The sequence below is a fragment of the Megasphaera sp. UBA4382 genome (genome assembly GCF_002391155.1).
In the GTDB taxonomy this organism is placed as follows: Bacteria; Bacillota; Negativicutes; order Veillonellales; family Megasphaeraceae; genus Megasphaera; species Megasphaera hexanoica.
Genome location: NZ_DGRS01000048.1, coordinates 1 through 19,435, shown reverse-complemented (window position 1 = coordinate 19,435; position 19,435 = coordinate 1). Strand labels below are relative to the sequence as shown.

The following is a 19,435-nucleotide window of genomic DNA, read 5'->3' as shown; positions in this document are numbered from 1 at the left end:
GACATACTCATTCAGTATACTTGCCGAAGCCGGCATCTCTCAAATCCATCATAAAATATCACAAAATCCCAAATAGAGAATACCTATATTTATTTCGTGATAATATGCGATACGAAAATATTTTTATAAACACAAAAACGGCCCTGTACTAAGCGATTTATGTATCGCTACATATCGTACAGAGCCGTTTCATTGCTTTGGCGGAGAGAGAGGGATTTGAACCCTCGGTACAGCTGTAGCCGTACACATGATTTCCAATCATGCTCCTTCAGCCACTCGGACACCTCTCCATGCCTTACACATTGTTGCACTCTATGAAGTTTTCACGGTGCTGTCGGGATCAACACCCAATGTGTAAATATGGTCGGGGCGACAGGATTCGAACCTGCGACCTCTTAGTCCCGAACCAAGCGCGCTACCAAACTGCGCTACGCCCCGTCACCTGACTTGTATATAATACCATATTCACAACAAAAGTCAAGTGAAATATTTACATTATTTTGCCATGTCTTTAGGTTTGCTGATACCTTCTGCCAGAGCCATCGCAACCAGAAGGCCGGCTTACTTACGGGCTTTCTGTTTCCGGTCGTTCCGTTTTTTCCAGAGGAATCCTCCGGCCAGGGTAACAGCAACCAATATGCCCTGAATCACCGTTTCATTTCCTTTTCCATAGGGAAAGTACGGATCCGTTGCCAGCATCCCGCCGGCAGCCCAACCGAGGATGGCCCCGCCAATATAGACCAGTATGGGAAAACGGTTCATGATTTTGATGACGATAGTGCTGCCAAAGATGATGATAGGAACGGAAATCATCATGCCCAGCACCAGAAGCCCCAGGTGGCCGCCGGTGGCACCGACGATTCCCAGCACGTTGTCGAGGCTCATGAGGGCGTCGGCGGCAATGATAGTGCGCACGGCCGCAAAGAGGGAATCCTTCGCTTCTACGTGAATATTTTCGTCATCATCGGCTCCGATGAGCTTAATACCAATAAGGACCAGCAGGATAGCACCGACGGTCTTGAGATAGGGAATCTGCAGCAGCCAGACAACGGCAGCAGCCATGAGGAAACGCAGGACAATAGCCCCGCCGGTTCCGTACAGAATGGCCTTCTTCTGCAAATGATGAGGCAGATTTTTTGCTGCCATGCCAATGACGATAGAATTATCGCCGCCCAATGCCAGATCGATGAGGACGACCTGGGCAATGGTCCATATATCAAACAGTATATTTTCTTCCAAGAGAAACCTCCTTTACCTGCACAAAACAACAGGTATATTATACGCAAAAATAAGCGGCTTGTGTAGGGTGGGGATACGTAAATGATGACTTTCTGCGGTAAAAAAACAGAGGCTGCCATAGAGACAGCCCCTGTAATCAGGTACATTATTTCAGACCTAATTTTTCCATGATACGATCGAGTTTTTCCTGCGTATCCTGATTCTGTTTCTGCAGTTCCTGTACCTGATTCTTCAGGTTCTTTACTTCTGCATCTTTTGCCTGATTTTCCTGTTTGAGCGTGGAGATTTCCCGTACCAGTGCAGCTTTGGAAACAGGTCCGCGGCTGACACCACTGCCGATTCCCACGGTGACACCGGCATTGATCATGTTTTCGCCATTTCCTACGGTCGCGCCCATGCTGACAATCGTATTGTCATTGGGCCGGTAGAAGGCACCGATAGCCGCTGCCGTAGAATTGCGGTAATTGCCGATGCCGGCAGAAATACTCCAGGCATCGTCGCCGTTGGGATCAGGATGAAGTGCTGCCAGAGCCGCAGCCCCGGCACCGACGCGGTTGATGCGCGTATCGAGGCGGCTGAGATGATTGCCCAGGCTGTTAATGGCTTCTCCTGCGGCATCTGCCACTTTCGCAACCTGTCCGACCGTGGCCGCATCATCCTTTTCTTTGCCATCGGCCACGCCATGAATCTGGTTACCGCCGGCGTTGATTTCACTGCTGGAGATTTTGACCTTGCCAGCCTGGAGGCCATCTTTGTCCAGCGTCATCTTGCTGTCCCCGCTGCCGATGGTCACCTTGTCAAAGGATACATCCTTCTTGGTGGCGATCTTGATGGCACCGTTGTCGTTGGACAGTTCGATGTTGTCCCCGCTGGTGAAGTTCTGGACGTCGCCTGCCTTGACCTTCTTCACGGTTTCCCCGTCGATCTGGCTCTCCCAGCTGCCATTGGCTGCATCCTTCACCTTCTGGTTCAGGTTGTTCAGGGCATCCACCACATTGTTGTTCTCCTTGTTCCGGATGTCTTCGCTGATCTGGGAAACATCGCCCAGATCCGAAGCCTTGGCCACATTGTCGATGGTGATATCCTTCACCTGGTCCGGATGCATCTGATCCTGGACATGGAGATTCACTTTGTTGTCATCAGAAACCTTGTAGTCCCCGGTGTAGTTCCCCTCCTTGTCCTTTTCTCCCACCAGCTGGAAGTCGGAATTGTTCTTCTTCAGGTCACTTACATTGTCAGCCACCAGTTTCAACTGTTCTTCCGTGGCCGCCCGTCCCTTGGTGGCAAAGTCCGGGGCATTGATAGTCCTGTTGGTAAGACCGCTGATCGTGCCATCATTGCCGCTGATGGTCACCTTCTGGTGGCCGCTGGTGCCGTTGCCGATAGTCACCGTCCCGCCGTTCCCATCGATGATGACGGAATTGTTCCCAGTGGAACCGCTGCCCACCGTCACTTTTCCATTCTGTCCATCAATGAGGATATTCGGGTTGCTCTTGGAGTCCTGTCCCAGTTTCAGAGTATCACTGAGTTTGACCTGATAGTGGTTGGGATTGTCTGCCGCAGGCGTTACCGTGATATTGTCATTGACACCGCTGACGGTCACCCGTTTAGCTTCCACTTCGGACTGGGCTGCTGCATTGGCAATATTCTTGACGTCCTGAATGGTAGCGGCGTTAGTACCTACTTCATCACTTTCGTAATGATATTTCTTATCTTCTTCGTTATAAATACCGCCGCTCTTCATATGGGTGATCTGTTTCCCGTAGTTGTTGATCCCGTCTTTGGTGATCATGGGACCATCGGTGATGACCACTCCATCCACGGTCTCCGTCTTGCCATCCCGGGTAACCGTCACTTGTCCCACACTCACAGGATAGACTCCCTGTGCATCAGGAGTACCGGCATGGACCGTGGTGAAGCTGGGCGCCTTCTTCATCTGGATGATGAGGGCGTCGCTCTTTCCATCCGGCGTCTTGCCGGCGATGACATTGAGGTTGGATGCATCGAAATCTCCCGCTTCGCCAGTCCCGGTGCCGATGATCCGGACTTTAGAGCCCAATTCAGCCGTAATACCCTGGCTTTCTTCCGCCGTCTTGTCCGCATCATGGTTCCCCAAGAAGGTGATGGGATTCTCCCAGACCTGTTTTTCCAAATCCCGCAGCTGGCCTTCCGTAGCGGCCCGGTTGGGGCTGTAACCCACATTCACCGGATTCCAGCTAGTATTGCTGAGACCGTCGATGAAATTCCCGGTCTGGGAACCTTTGGCTTCTTCCGTGATCACATCCTGCAGAGCTGCCGACTGCCAGCCAATGGACAACGGATTGGCAATCACATTGCCGGTAGAAGAAGTCTGCCCGCCGAACTGCACATAGCTGCCGCCATTGATGGTGTTGGCCGTCCCATCCAGGGTAATGGATTGGCCGGCACTGCCTACGGTCACCTTGTCGCTGAGGGCCACATCATAGGTATGATGGATGCCGTCCTTATCCAGAGTATCCGTCAGAGTCAGATTGCCCTCCGACTGTCCGTGGTTCACGGTCAGCTTGGTGGCATTGTTGGCCTTGGCTTCCACATTTTTCAGCTGGCCGACAGTAGCCGCATCACTGTCCTTCACTCCATCTGCCACATCATTGATGGTCTGGCTGCCGGCAGAGATCCCGTCATCGGCGGTAAACTTCGCCACATATTCCGTACTGCTCTTGGGGATCAGATAGAGACCGGTCTTGGTCAGATGGGACGCATTTTCCCGGTTGTTCCCCATGTAGATGTCCGTCATCCCATCCAGGACTTTGGACAGGCGCACGCTGAGGCCGCCGTCTTCCGCCACTACCCCGATGTTCTTATCCGTCAGGGCTGTGAGGGCGCCTGTATCGGACTGTCCGCCGGTAATGGAAAGGGTCTGGTCCAGCTGGGTCTTCACCACGTTCTGTTCCAGCGTGCTGCCGCTGGCTGCCACATAGTTGTCCCCAGTGAACCGCAGCCCGTCTTCCAGGATGGCGACTTCATGGGCATTGCCCACATTGCCGTTGTTGTAGGTCAGCCGGGTGGTGGTAGCGTCGGTGCTAGCCAGGGAAGCAGTACCCATCTTGGTCATGATATTGGCCTGGGCATTTCCCATCCCTTGCAGATGCAGCTGACCGATGGAACCAGTCTCTCCATCCATTTTCACAGCCGTCAGAGAAGCGGCATCGCTGCCTTTCTGGCCCACATGGAGCTCGTCCACCTGGACTTTCCGGTCCAGCTGGAGAGTCATCGTCCCATCCTTCACCGTAGTATGGATATTCTGGGCCCCATCCTGATCTGTGGCACCGGCGATCTTCAGGGTATCCCCCAGATGCACCGTAGCCGATGTGTTGTCCCCAGCCGCGAAGGTCAGCCCCTTGATATTTCCGTCATCGGCATTGATGATGGACTTGATCTGGCCGTAGTTCACCGCATCGGTGTCGCTGGTCCCGGCAGCCACATTGGTGATTTTATTCTTGCCATTGTCCAGGCCGTTGCTGGTCAGGCTCACAGGCGATTTGCCCTCCGCCTGGGCGTTCAGCGTCAGCTTCAGGTTCTTTGCATCAATCACCGCCGTATCGCCGTTGTCGTTGGTGAAGGTGGCACTGGTCAGGCCCGTCAGTTCCTTGGCCAGCCGGATTTCCACTTCCCCGCCCTGGGTAGAGCCGTCTTCGTTCAGGACCTTAGGCTTCGTCACCACGCCGATGTTGTTCTTCGTCAGATACGTGTTGGCCGTATCCGATGTAATCTGGGATGCATGTGCGTTATCCATGCCGCGCAATGCCACGGTGCCGTTCAGCTTTTCCGTCAGGTTCTTGTCCCCGTTGTCACCGGAGAAAACATAGCCGTCGTCCAAGGTAGCGATCTGGTGGGCCGTGTTGTAATTATCCCGATAGGCAAGGCGCACCGGCTGATTCTTCGTGATGCTTCCGGAACTGCTGGTCTGGTACACTTCCTGCAGGAAAGGATCTGCCACATAGGTCTGATCCGGATCAGCGCTGAGGACGGAAATATCCGCCTGGGCCCGAGGATAGGCATCGCTGACATGGGTAGCATCGCCCCGCAGGGTCAGGATGCCCGTCTGATTGTCCGCATCGGCCGTCAGGGCCACACTGTCCACACTGGCATCGCTGTGGGCCGGATAGGTGCTGCCGATATGGAGCCCCTGCAGGTACACGTTATCAGCCAGGGAAACCTGCAGCGTGCCATCCTTGGCCGTATCGCTGCCGGAAGAGCTGGTACTGATATTGGGATCCCCGGCAATCTTCAGGGTGTTGCCGTGGTTCAGCTTCACCGCAGAACCGGTATCCCCAGCCACATTGATGGTCTGGTTCCGATAAGTGATCACTTCGTTCAGCTGTCTGCCCGTGACCGCATCGGTAGAAGTGGAACTGATGGCCCCGTCTGCCAGGTTGGTCAGTTTGACCGGCGAGGCAGAACTGCTGCCCCCCAGTGTCACCTGGGTCTTGGCATCACTGTCATAGACCACTGCATTGGAACCGCTCACATCAGCTCCCTGGAAGTCGGCATTAATCGTATAAATTTTGTGCCCATCTTTATCGGTCTGGATGTCTTTATCTGTAATGGATACATTTCTTCCAGCCCTTACCTCTGTAGTAGCGGCCGTTGCGGCATTCTTCACATCTCCAATATTGGCTGCATTCTGCAGGGTAGTGCCGGACGCATCTTTTAAAGCCGTTCCAGAAGGTAATCCACTGGCAACGTTTACAATCTGTTTACTCCCCGCATTGATTCCCTCCTGACCGATGCTGACGGTGGAACCGGCGAAGCTGATTTTCTTCAGCCCCGTCAGGGTATCCGCCAGTTGGACCGTCAGGGTATCTTTCCCATCGGAGACCACACCGATGTTCCCGGCCGTCAGACCGGAGCCGGCGGTGGTGTTCCCCTGAATCTTCAGAGTGCTGGTAAGCGGGAGGTTCAGAGTGTTCCCCTGGTTGGTATCCCCTTGGACGTAGAATCCGTCATCCAGGGTGGCCACAGTATGATCCCGCTGGTCCACCCCATCCCGGTACATCAGCCGGGTCACAGCCCGATTTTCGTCGGTCCGATCAGACCCCGGGGCATCCTTTACATAGATGTCTGCAGATGTAGAACTGGTCTGCCCATCCTGGGACTCTCTGCTGCCAGTCAGCTTCAAGTGGCCGGTCAGGGTACTGTCCGTATCGCTGGCAGGCTGGGTGTACAGCTGGGCAGACGGATCGGCTACCTTCCCATCGTCGCCGATATTCCCCAGGCTCAGGGAACGGCCCACCATATCCTGCTTCATGTACAGGCTGGTAGTCACAGAACCGTCGCTGTTCCCCACAGTCCGGGCCGTCAGGTTGGCTTTCGAGTAGTCAGCGGCCAGGGCTTCCTCCAGGGTCTGGCTGCCCGTCAGGGCCACGTCCGATCCCTGGAAGGCAGCCGTCTTGCCCAGGGTCAGGGTAGCGGTGGTGCCGTTGTTCCCGGAGAACACGTCCCGGGCATCGCTGAGCATGGTGCGCACATCTCCGATATTGGCGGCGTGGTTGTAATTTTCCTGGCCTGCCACCGTATCATCATAGAGATAGGAGGTATCAGAGACTTTCTTCAGGCCGCTGCCCACTTTCGTCACCTGTTGGCCGCCAGCGCTGATGCCGCTACGGGTGAAACGGGCCGCCTCCTCTCCCTGCCCTAAGGACAGGCCGGTGGCATCCACTACAGCTGCCTGCGCATCGCTACCGGTCTTCCCGTTGGTGAAGGACGCACTGGAAAGGTCGGAAAGATCCTTGGCCAGGCTCACCTGGTAATCGGTCTTCTTCCCATCAGCACTGGGCGTGCTGGAAACGGTGATATTAGAACCCTGGCTGACAGAAGTCAGGGCACCGCCGGAAATATCCCCGCTCTTGATCTTGCTGACCACATCCTGGAGCTGGCCTTCCGTGGCTGCCCGGGATTCGTGGATTTCATTCGCTTTATAGGTCACATTGGAAAGGCCGGTGAGGGTGTCCTTATCCACCCACTGGGTCTTATCCTTATCTGCCGGATGGCTTTCCGCACTGTTCAGGGTCATGCCGCCCACAGAGACAGAACCGGCCTCCACATTCCCGGTGGTGCTGAAGGAACTAGCCGTCACCTTGCCGGTTTCCCCTTCCAGGGTAATCTGCTGGCCGATGGAAGCATTCCCATTTACCCCATCTAGGGTAATCTGTTTGGCCGCACCTGTCCCCAGGGTCACCTTGTCATTCAGTTTCACTTCATAATTGGTGGAACCGTTGACGTTCGATGTGGTCTGGAGAGCCAGATTATCGCCGCTGACAGAGACGGTGGTATGTTTGGCCGCTTCCGTCTGGGCCGCTTCCGCTTTCTGCTGGACCTTGTACACATCGTCCCCGTTGACTCCATCCGTGGAACCTTCTGCCACGGAGCCGGAGCCCACATTCTGGAGTTTCCGCCCGCCCAGATCGATCTGATCCGAAGTCAGGGTCAGGGCTTTGGCAGAAGAACCCGCATTGGGCGTCAGTTTCAGGCCGGTGCCGTCCACCGTGAGAGACGTAGTGTCCCCGATAAAGGTGGCAGAGGTCAGGTCCTTGAGCTTCTTGGCCAAGCGCAGGTTCAGGGTATCCGTGCCGCTGTCGGCCACCACTCCGATGTTCCCACTGGTGAGCAGGGCATCCGCCGTTTGGCCGTTGCCGATTGTCAGACCGCCCTTCAGGTTCAAGGTCTTATTCAGCAGGATATCCGCTTTGCCACTATCTCCCGCCGCATAGAAGCCGTCGTCCATGGTAGCCAGGGCATAGGTATAGTTCCCTTCATCCTTATAGTAGATCCGGGTGACCGGAGTATCCGGGTTCAGCAGGTCCCCCTTGGCATTATCTCCTTCCGCACCATCTTTCACGAAGAGATCTGCAGAAGTATGGGTAACGGTGGGATTCTCAGCAGCTCCTGTCCGTTTTTCTCCCGCCAGGAACAGATGACCGGTCAGAGCCGTATCATCCTTTGCCTGGGACTGGGCTTGATACAGAGAGGCAGTCCGGTCGCTTTCCGCCACATTCCCGTCCGAACCGATGGTCCCCAAAGTCAGGGAACGGCCCACCAGGTCTTTCTTCAGGTACACGGTGGTGGTCACATTCCCGTCACTGCCGGTGACCTGGGTGGTCACATTAGCAGAAGAATAGTCGTTAGCCAGTTTATCCGTCAGGGTCTCTGTGGACGAGAGGGCCACATCGAACCCTTTGACGGAAATGGTGCCGCCCAGGGCCAGTTTGGCCTGGGTGCTGTTGTTGCCGGCCACGTTGGTGCCGACGGCCGCCTTTTCCTGCACCAGTTTTTGCACGTCCCCGATGCTGGCGGCATTGTTATAGTCCGCCTGGCCGGTGACTGTGGTGTCATAGATGGAAACTGTCCCATCCGTACCGGTGATACCGCTGCCCAGATTTTTGATCTGCTGGGAACCGGCACTGATACCGCTGCGGGTAAAGCGTGCCGCCCCATCATCGGTTCCCAAGGTTAGGCCATTAGCTGTCAGGGTATTCGTCTCTTCCTCCTTTCCCGTTTTGCCATTGGTGAATACAGCCCTGGTCAATCCGGTCAGTTCAGGTGTCAGGGAAGCCGTATACGTAGTGATTTTCCCCGTATCATCCTTGCTGCTGCTGATGGAGATGTTGCTGCTGCCGGCAACCACTGTGGACCCAGCTGAAATCTGTCCTGCATTGATCTGGGAAACCAGGCTTTGGAGCTGACCTTCTGTAGCTGCCCGGTTGCTGACAATATTCTTGTCATCATAGGTGGTATTCCCCAAACCAGTAATGGTGTCTTTCATAACGTTGGGATTGGCCGTGCTGTCAGCTACGCTGTGGAGGATGATATCTCCAACAGTCACACTGGAAGCACTGACCGCACCGCTGGCCGTCAATGAAGTAACCCCAACTGCCCCAGTGGCCCCATTGAGGGTGATCTGCTTTCCGAAAGAAGAAATCCCCGTATCGCTGCCGTCCAGGACCACCTGGTTGTCTCCGGTCCCCAGGGTGATCTTGTTGTTCAGTTTCAGGGCGTAGTCGGCCCCTTTGTCATCACTTTCAGTGGTAGGCGTCAGTAGCAGGTTGTTGTCTACCACGCTGACGGTGGAATGTTTCCTGGCTTCCGCCTGGGCCTGGCTGGCCGCCTCCTGGACCGTATGGAGCTGGCTGCCGTTCACCGCATCGGTAGAACCGGCCCCAATGGTGCCAGCCGTAAGGCCCGTGACCTTCCGGTTTCCCAGGTTGATGCCTGTGCTGGCATTGATTACCAGGGAACTGGCCGCAGCACCGCTCCCGACAGGTGCGATGGTCATCCCGTCCCCTGTAAGGGTGGTGGCGAACTTCTCTCCCGTCACGTCAACGCTGGTCAGATCTTTCAGTTCCTTGGCCAGAGCAATGGTCAAGCCCTGGTCCCCGTCACTGGTCACTCCGATATTTCCTGTAGTCAGCTTGGCCGTATCTGCCCCGCCGGTCACGGTCAGTGTGTTGTTCAGCAAAACAGCCGACGTATTTCCCTTATCCCCCTGGAACTTCAGCCCGTCTTCCATGGTGGCCAGTTCATGGATGCCGGTGCTTTCATCGGTATAAGTCACGCGGGTCATTTTTTTGCTGTCCGCCGGCTTCAGTTCATCACTGCCGTCCTGGACGTAGATGTCCGCACTGGTCTGGGCAGCGGCCGTCACCGTATCCGCCGGCCTGGTCCCTTTCAGGAGCAGATGGCCGGTCTGGGTATCCTCGGTGCTGCTGGCTGTCTGGGCCTTCAATACAGCTGCTGGATTGGCAATGGCCCCGGCAGCATCCTGGGTCCCCAAAGAGAGGGACCGGCCTGCCATATCCTTTTTCCCGTAAAGGGTCGTAGTCACCGTCCCGTCCGCGGCTTTTACCGTCGCCGTAGTCAGGTTGGCGGTGGTATAGTCCTCTGTCAGGGTGGTCCCATCTGCCAGATCGGCCCCCTGGATCTTGGCTGTATTCCCCAGGGCCAGGGTTCCCTTGCCCGTATTCCCGGCAAAAACGATCCCCGTATCTGTCAGAGACTTACTCTGGGCCTTCAAATCTCCCACGGTGGCTGCATTGTTGTCAGCTGCATCCGTATAGGTTGTACCAGTCAGTCCGCTGGCCACATGCTGGATCTGCTGGTTCCCGGCACTGACCTTGGTCCGGCTGAACTGGGCGGATGTATCTTCACTGCCCAGGCTGATTCCATCCGAAGAAAGTACAGCCGACCGGGCCTCCGTCCCGGTCTTGCCGTTGGTGAATTGGGCGCTGGTGAGCCCGGTGAGCACAGGGCTCAGGCCGATGGTGTACTGGGTTTTGGAGGAATCCGTTTTGTCATCAGCCACCACGCTGATGTTGGAGCCTTCCTTCACGGTGGTCAAAAGGCCCTTGACGATAGTTCCGTTCTGGATGCTCCCGATTACGTCGCTCAGTTCCCCTTCGGTAGCAGCCCGGTCGTCCACCAGCTGGGTGGTGCTGGTATAGCTTATATTAGAAAGGCCGGTGATGGTGTCGGCGGTAATATGGCTGGCCGCATCGTCCGTACTGTTCAGACGAATATTTCCCACAGCCACGCTCCCGGCCAAGACATTACCGCTGATGCTAAGAGAAGCCCCAGCAATGGAACCGCTTGTTCCATCCACAGTCACAGCATTTGTCCCGGAGCCAAAGGAAGCAGTCCCGTTCTTTCCATCTAAAGTGATGGCCGTTCCGTTACTGCCCAGGGTCACCGTATCTTTTAGGCTCACGGTGTAGTTCTTGGAACCGTCCGTATTGTCCGAAGGTGTCACGTCCACATTCCCGGATCCGCTGACGGTGGAATGTTTCTTGGCTTCCGTCTGGGCGTTTTCCGCAGTTTCTTTCACCCCATGGAGCTGGCTGCCGTTCACGGCATCAGTAGAAGTGGCAGAGACCTCTCCCGCCTGTACCCCGTGGAGCTGCCGGTTACCCAGGTCAAGATTCTGGGCAGTCAGAGTCACGGCGTTCCCACCGGTCGTAGGAGTGATGGTCAGTCCATTCCCAGTGAGCTGGGTGGTAAAGTTCCCATTGCTGAAGGAAGCACCGGTCAGGCCGGTGAGATCTTTAGCCAGCCGGACTTCCAGCTTTCCATTACCATCTGCCACCAGGCCGATGTTCTTGTCACTGAGCTGGGTCAGGTTATCGACACTGGTTTCTCCCCCAGTGAGGGTCAATGTCTCGTTGAGCTTTTTGGTCACCGGCGTGCCGCTGTCCCCGGCAAAGGTCATTCCGGCGCCATCCAGACGGGTAGTCAGATTGCTGATATTGGCCGTATTGGTGCTGACATTCTGGTTGGTGGCAAAAAGCTGGCTGCCGTTCACCCCGTCGGTGCTGTCCGCACTGAGCGCCCCGGCCTGGACAGCCGTCACTTTCTGGTTATTCGCATGGAGCCCATTACTGTTGATATAGGTCATTGTGCCTACTTGATAAGCGGGGGCTGTCACCCCGCTGGCATCGATCTTCGTCTGGGCGGCTCCGCTGTTGAAAGTGGCATCGGTCAGGCCCGTCAGGCTCTTGGCCAGCTGGACTGTCAGGCCGCCGTCGCCGCTGGAGACCACGCCGATGTTATTCGTGGTCAGTTTTCCCTTATCGGTAATTCCCCCGGTGATGCTCAGGGTACTGTTCAGGGCCAGGGTGTTCGCCGTGCCCGTATCCCCGGCAAAAGTATAGCCGTCACTGGTCAGGGCCACCAGATGGGCATTTCCGCTGCCATCCAGATAGTCCAGGCGGGTGTTGCCGCTGGCATCCTGATCGGCCGTCAGGTAGAGCTGGGATTTATTCTTCCCCTTGATACCCACATAGCCATAAGTATCCGTCCCCACGGTGTTTTCGCCCAGGATGATTGGATAGTTCACCCTCCCCGTAGGACTGCTTTCTTGGGGAATCTGGGTCCCTACATAAATCTTGTTTTCCTGGATTTCCGGGGCCAGGGTCACGGTCAATTCACCTTTATCGGTGACCTGGGTGCTCAGATTCTTGTGACTCGTGTCACCGCCGGCCCCCTTCAGGGTCATCGTGCCGCCGATGGCCACACTGGTAGGGTTGGTATGGGAGCCTGCCGCACTTTCAGCTCCGAAGGAAATCCCCTTGGCGGATCCATCCGCGTTCAGGATATTCGTCAGCTGGCTGCCGATGATGGCGTCCGTGGACGTGCTGGAAATGGTACCGGCTGCTACATTTGAGATTTTCTTGCCCCCATTGTCCAGTCCGCTGGCAGTGAGGGAAATTCCCGTATTCCCCAGTTTCAGTCCACTGCCATCGATGGTGGTGGTCCCGAACTGGGCGCTGGTCAGGCCCGTCAGTTCCTGGCTCAGTTTGACCGTCAGGGAGCCATCATCATTGCTAGCCTGGACCCCGATATTGCCGTCACTGAGTTTGGCCGCATCAGCCCCGCCTTTGATCTGGAGGTAATTGGTGGTGGTGTCTTTTCCATACTCTTTAGCCCGCAGTTTCCGGGAAATGACATTGGTCCCCGTCACGGTTCCGGATTCACTGTCGATCTGCACCTGGGAATTATCCCCGCCAAAGGTCAATCCATCGGTAAGGGTTGCCAGATGATGGGTATGGCCGGCCTGATCCGTATATTCCAGGCGGGTCATCCTGGATTTTCCTTCGCTGTCGGTATAGTTAAAATCACTGTCCGGGATGGGAGATCCGGCATAAGATGTAATCACGGCCGAAGTCCCACTTCTGCCGTTGATGCCCACATAGCCGATGGTGGCATCGGTATTGTCCGTTCCCAGGACCACGGGATGGTTCACCCGGCTGTCCGTAGGATTGGCCAGGGCCGAACCCACATCGATCCGGTCTTCCAACAGCTCTTTATCCAGCAGAATCTGGAGTACGCCGTCCTGGTCCACGTAAGTTTTCAGGTTGGTGCCGGAGTACTTCACATTGTCTTTCGTACCCGCGCCTTGGATCAGGATGGGGTTTTCTCCCAGTTTCCGGGAAATGGTACCGCCGACATTGCCTCCCACCTGGATGGTTTTATTTTCAAAGGCGGACAGATCGCTGGAAACGGCACTCAACTGACCGAAATTCACTGCATCTGTAGTGTCCGACCCGTCGGCCAGGCCGGTGATCTTCTTGCTGCCCATGAAAAGGCCATTACCGTTCAGGGAAATATCCGAAGTCCCGTCTGCCGTAGAAGCATTCTTTACGGTAATGCTGTTTTGGGCCGTCACAGAATCAAAGGAAGGCGTAGTGGTCATGACCACTTCCAGGCCATCTCCTTTGGCATTTTTCCTCACACCTAGGTTGGCGGTACTGGCTGCCCCGTCTTTCAGGGCATCCCCGGTGAGACCGCCTGTGATGTTGAAATTGCCGCCCAGGGACTGGGTGACTTTCTGGTTGTCATTGCCCGTAAGGGAAAGCCCTTCCTGTTCCACGGCTTTCAACTGGGCCACATTCACGGCGTCTGTATCGTTGGTGCCGGCAGCCAGGTTGGTGATCTGCCGGGTGTATATTTTCTCCCCAGAATCTGTCTTAAACTTTCCCCCTCCCAGGGAAACAGCTCCTATGGTAGAAGTCCATACGGAATCAGCTTGTTCCGCCTTTTTTTTGCCACTGAGATATCCTGCCAGGCCAGCAGCTGTACTGGCCTGGGATCCTGTCCCTAAGGCCACGCCGCCGGTGGCAGTAGTACTGGAAGTGCCACCCAGAGCTACACCGCCATAACTAGAGACAGTAGCACCGCCGCCCAAAGCCACGCCGCCAAAACCAGAGGAATTGGAGCTGTTGCCAAAGGCAATGGCCCCCGTTCCCTGCGCTTTGGCGTAGGGACCTATGGCCATGGAACTAAAGAGCGTATCATCATTCGATGCACTTCCTGCTAAAGAAGAATAGCCGATAGCCAGGGAGCCCACTCCATAAGCTTGGGCCTTATTCCCCGCTGCCAGAGAATTGTTCCCGTGGGCCCCATCGTTCAGGTAATTGCTGCCCGTGCCCGTATCGGTGGCATTGACGCTGTAATAGCGGGTGGCCGTCTTGGCTACGTTCTGTTCCACTTTTTCGATGGACTGGGTCACCCCATAGAGCTGGCTGCCATTAATGGCGTCCGTGGAAGTGCTGCTCACCCGTCCTGCTGCCACATGGGTGATGGTCCGGGTCTGTTCCGACGAACCGCTGCCAGAACCTACACTGATGGTCCCAGTAGGATTCGTACCAGCAAAATTATACGTAGTGGAATCGGATGTTTCCCCATAGGTATCCTTGATAGACAGAGAAGACGTACCTACGGTATCCCCATTATTCACTTGAGAACCGGCACCTAAAGCGACACTGGTCTTATTGCCGTTTTCTGCAGCCACATAAGCGCCGCTGCCCAGGGCTACGCCTTTATCTCCGTTAACCTTTGCGTTATAGCCCAGGACCGTACCTTCCGTGGCATTGACTTCGGCCGATGTACCTACGGCAGTGGCATGTTCCTTATTGCTCGTAACTTTGGTCTGATAACCGATGGCTATACTGCCATTGCCCGTACTGCTGCTGTTCTGGCCCAGGGCCAGGGAATCGGTGCCGCTAGCCACTGCGCCGGTGCCAAAAGAAGCAGACCCGCTGGCCGTAGCCTGGGCATCGGCCCCGATGCTCACAGAAGCACTGCCGGTGGTAGTATTGGAATCAGTCATGGCCCCGATATGGACGGACCGTTCCGCCGTAGATCTGGCATTCCCGCCGATGGCCACGGAATTGGCATACGCCCCGGAACCATGGCCGATGGCTACGGCATTATCATTTTGGGCGCTGGCATTCTGGCCCAGAGCTACACTGCTGGTGCCATTAGCCACGGAACCGGTACCGATAGCCGTCGCCCCCGTATTGGAGGCATTGGCTCCATTGCCCAGGGCCGTCCCCTGGGTCTTGGCCTGTGCATTGACCCCTACAGCGGTAGACTGGGTCCCTGTAGCCCCATCGTTGTTGTAGTTGCCGGCATTTTTCAGACTGTCATCACTGTCCGAGGCATTGTTCTTCGTAACGCTGACAAAATGGCCGCCACTGCCAGAGCCAGAACCGCCACTGGTGCTCAGGTCAAAGGTCCGGGAGCCATCATCATTGTATATGGGGGTGATTTTCACCGTGCCATCCGCCGAAGAAAGCTGAGTCATAGAAGCTTTCAGCTGGGCCACGTTGACGGCATCATAATCATTGGTCCCGGCAGCCAGCCCAGTTAATTGACGAGTAATCCATTTGGATTTGTCCCCATTGGAAGTGTCCCCGATAGAAACCCCTGCCGTAGTGGATTTCCAAATTGGAGAAGAAATAGCACTCTGGAAGGTGCTGTTCTGGACATTCCCCCCATTGGAGCCTTCCCAGGGCAAATAGCCCTGGATACCGGCTTTAGTTGCCCAATTAGAAACGGAGTATGCACCAAGTGCTACCCCGTCTTTCGAATCAGAGTCATCTACTTTCGCTCCATAACCGATGGCTGTGCCGGCTTCTGCTCCGTTGACAAGAGAATCTGCCCCCAAAGCGATGGAATAGGTCCCATTGGCATTGGCACCCTTTTCTCCCACGTTATTGCCTCCGATGGCAATCCCGTAGGGATGGTCCGAAGAGCTGTCCTGCCCAATAGCAATAGAACCCTGATTATTCACAATCGCATTTTTCCCAATGGCAATCCCATAGGGATTATTGTTCGCCTGGGCCCCGGTCCCGATGGCCACGGCATCAGCCCCATGAGCTTTGGCCTCTTTCCCCAAAGCGAGAGCTCCTGCCATGGTGGATTCAGAAGAATGGCCGATGGAAATACCATCTTCTGCCGTGGCCTGTGCCGATTCACCCAAGGCTATGGAAGATGTCCCTTGGGCAGACGCACTCTTCCCGATGGCAACGGAGTTGGCTTTTTCCGCATAGGCCGTATCACCGATGGCTACATCATAGGTCCCTTTACCAGAAGCATTACGCCCTAAAACAATGCTGTAGTCACTGCCTTCCCCCGTATCACCGATGGCAATGGAGTAATTGTATAGCTTGCTATTCCATTGTTCCTTGCCGAAACTGAAGCCGTGCTTCTGGCTGTCATAAGCGAATTCTCCATCATTGAATAGAACAGTTCCATAAAATTTACTGGTCCCATAAACAAATAAATCCCCCTGAGTGTGAGGATAATCTCCAATAGTCACACCGTCATATTGAACTTTCTCTCCGGCAGCCGCATAGGCAGGAACTACGGCTGTACTCCCCAGCACCAGTGTCAGTGTTATGGCCCTTGCCAGCCAGATATAGCGGTTGCGTCTGTCATGAACTACCCCATCTTTTGATCCGTGATTTTTTGCGATTTCCGATACGACAACCCATGCCGAGCGTGCCTTGCTCCAAATGACTTTAAAGATTTTATTCATGATATACCACCTAGTTCAAAATAATTCTACGTATCTCTTATAAAAGAATTACCACCGTTTTGAAATAAAAAATAGTAATAACTCGATAAATATAATATATTGTTTTGTGATAATCGTACAATTTTTATTATAACACATTAACAGAGGCCCTTTAAAACGTATAGAAATGAATCGTGAAAAAATATCATTCATATTTTTTTGTTATAAATTAATATTTAAGACGAATGAGAAAGAAATATAATTTCGTTAGAAATGCAACGGATACATCATATAAAATTACGTATACTATGTATAGAATTAATTTGCTAAAGAGGTGAGACTATGAAAGAATCTGCAGGGAAAATTTTTTCTATTGCCCGGGACAATCAGCCCGTTCCCGGCTGCACTATTTCCAGTCAGGAATTTCAAAAAAACGGATATACCTTTTCCTATTTTTCTATGGCCGCTCACACCGATATCAGTGCCGAAAGCTATGCCTATCCCAAATGGCTGTACGTACTGGCTGGAACGCTGACCATATACACTCCAGACGGCATCTTACAGATACTACAGGCCGGCGACAGCATTCTGACACCGCGTCATATTCCCGTTGGCATGAAGGCCGAGATCGATACTATTTATAGTGAATTGACATTACAGGAGGAATCGACTATGAACGACATCATCAAAGAAGGAAACGTATTTCAGCTCGCTAATCTCGTTCCTTACCAGGATGGAAAAATCATCAATATGGATATCATTTCCGATCCAAAATTAAAATTCGTCGTCATGAGTCTGGCTGCTGGCACGGGCCTTTCGGAACATGCCGCACCAGGCGAAGCTCTGGTATTTGCATTAGACGGCACAGCTACCATCACGTATGAAGGTACGCCTCTGACAATCCATAAGGGAGAGACCATCAAATTCGCCGCCGGGGCCCGTCACGCCGTACAGGCAGATGACAACTTTAAAATGGCGCTTCTCCTGACACTGAAGTAGGGAAAAAGCCGCAGGCCGCGGGCCAGGAAAAACAGCAGGCCGCATTCGCAGGCGGCAGGCCGTTTCGTCAAACATCAAACTTAAAAGGCACCAGCTCACTTTGGCTGGTGCCTTTTATACTGTAAGTTTTAGCAGTCTCCCGTTGTTTACGCTCCTGAAGACGGATATTTTCCTATATCAGCCTCTAATTTTACATAAAGTCTGTATGCAGGGACAAGAGCATTGCACTCAGCGCTGGATGCCAAATGCCTGGAAGCCGGGATAGATTCCCTGGCCACGCAATTCATCTTCAATCTGAAGCAAACGGTTGTATTTCGCCACACGTTCGCTACGGTTTGGTGCGCCGCTCTTGATCTGTGCCGTATTCAGAGCGACGGCCAAATCAGCAATAGATGTATCTTCTGTTTCACCGGAACGATGGGAAACGATGGCCCGATAACCAGCGCGGTGTGCCATTTTGATGGCTTCCAACGTTTCCGATACAGATCCAATCTGATTGAGCTTGATGAGGATGGCATTGCCGCAACCCTGGGCAATCCCTTTGGCCAGACGTTTTGTATTGGTAACGAATAAGTCGTCACCAACGAGCTGTACGCGCTGTCCCAGGGCCTTTGTCAAAGCGGACCAGCCATCCCAGTCTTCTTCATCCAAACCATCTTCGATGGAGTAAATGGGATAAGCCTGGGAAAGCTTCTGCCAGTGTGCAATGAGTTCATCTGTCGTAAAGGACTGACCGCTCTTGGGCAGGACGTAAACGCCCGGTTTCGGCCCTTTCCATTCGCTGGCAGCGGCATCAAGAGCAAGGACGAAATCTTTACCCGGTTCATAACCAGCTTTTTCAATGGCCTGAATGATATACCGGATAGCCTCTTCATCGCTGGCCAGATCCGGAGCAAAGCCGCCTTCGTCGCCAACAGAAGTAGCCAATCCTCTGGCCTGCAGAAGACCTGCCAGAGAATGATAAACCTCAGCGCACCAGCGCAGACCTTCCCGGAACGAAGAAGCTCCTGCCGGCATGATCATAAATTCCTGGACGTCAACCGTATTGGCTGCATGGGCACCGCCATTTAGAATGTTCATCATCGGTACAGGCAGATAATTGCCATTGACGCCGCCGAGGAAACGATAAAGGGGAATCCCCAGGGACGCAGCAGCTGCATGGGCGCAGGCCAGCGATACAGCTAAAATGGCATTGGCGCCGAGGCGTGACTTATCAGGCGTGCCATCGGCGTGAATCATCAGGCTGTCAATGCCATACGTATCAAAAGGATTCTGACCTCTCAGAACATCCTGCAATACCGTATTGACGTGACTAACGGCCTGGGTAACGCCTTTGCCGCCAAAGCGCTGTGCATCGCCGTCACGCAATTCCAATGCTTCAAACTGTCCCGTCGAGGCACCGCTGGGAGCAGCACTGCGGCCAAGGGTTCCGTCGGACAACCACACATCGGCCTGCACGGTAGGATTTCCCCGTGAATCAAGGATTTCCCGGCCAATAACTTTTTCAATGCGAATATCTTTCATAATAAAGCCTCCTTTATCGGTAGATACAACACCCATGAGCACCATATATTCAGTATTTTTACAGTTATATTATACAATATAAAGTATCTTTCGCATAATATTTTATGAGAATTGATGTTATTGTATTTAGACATATCCGGTCCACTTTTTCAGTCCTCTTGTATTTTCAAGAGAAAAGAGCGCCGTTTGCAGGCCGGAAAGGGCAGCAGCCACAGAACGCAGGCCGCAGTTCGCAGGCAGCCATCTAATGAACAGGACACCAGCCGTATTGGACTGGTGTCCTGTTTTCTTCACTTCCCACTAATCACTAACCACACAAAAAAAGCACTAGCATAAGCTAGT

General features: G+C 54.1%; 4 protein-coding genes and 2 tRNA genes. 1 reads left to right on the top strand and 5 read right to left on the bottom strand.

The window, feature by feature from the left end; all coding sequences use genetic code 11:
• Positions 1-198: 198 nt before the first annotated feature.
• From B4H10_RS05530 to B4H10_RS05515, 4 genes are all read right to left on the bottom strand, one after another.
• Positions 199-290: transfer RNA gene (locus B4H10_RS05530), tRNA-Ser, on the bottom strand.
• Positions 291-361: 71 nt separating this feature from the next.
• Positions 362-438, bottom strand: a tRNA-Pro gene (locus B4H10_RS05525).
• Positions 439-561: 123 nt separating this feature from the next.
• Positions 562-1,239, bottom strand: a complete 678-nt coding sequence (locus B4H10_RS05520; RefSeq protein WP_278675805.1) for a TerC family protein — start codon at positions 1,237-1,239, stop codon at positions 562-564.
• 145 nt (positions 1,240-1,384) lie between these two features.
• Positions 1,385-16,591 carry an ESPR-type extended signal peptide-containing protein gene (locus B4H10_RS05515; RefSeq protein WP_292018350.1) on the bottom strand — a complete coding sequence of 5,069 codons (15,207 nt, stop codon included), beginning with the start codon at positions 16,589-16,591 and terminating at the stop codon, positions 1,385-1,387.
• A 321-nt stretch (positions 16,592-16,912) separates the two neighbouring features.
• Here B4H10_RS05515 and B4H10_RS05510 point away from each other — a divergent pair, with 321 nt between their 5' ends.
• Entirely contained in the window at positions 16,913-17,569 is a 657-nt protein-coding gene (locus B4H10_RS05510) for a cupin domain-containing protein (RefSeq protein ID WP_292018349.1), read from the top strand.
• 228 nt (positions 17,570-17,797) lie between these two features.
• Here B4H10_RS05510 and eno read toward each other — a convergent pair whose 3' ends face one another.
• Positions 17,798-19,093, bottom strand: coding sequence for a phosphopyruvate hydratase (eno, locus tag B4H10_RS05505; protein ID WP_292018348.1), 1,296 nt, complete (start codon positions 19,091-19,093; stop codon positions 17,798-17,800).
• Between the last annotated feature and the right edge of the window lie 342 nt (positions 19,094-19,435).

Excerpts from the sequence above, each read along its gene's own strand:
- B4H10_RS05515 (WP_292018350.1), bottom strand. The coding sequence starts at position 16,591 with ATGAATAAAATCTTTAAAGTCATTTGGAGCAAGGCACGCTCGGCATGG.
- B4H10_RS05510 (WP_292018349.1), top strand. The coding sequence starts at position 16,913 with ATGAAAGAATCTGCAGGGAAAATTTTTTCTATTGCCCGGGACAATCAG.
- eno (WP_292018348.1), bottom strand. The coding sequence starts at position 19,093 with ATGAAAGATATTCGCATTGAAAAAGTTATTGGCCGGGAAATCCTTGAT.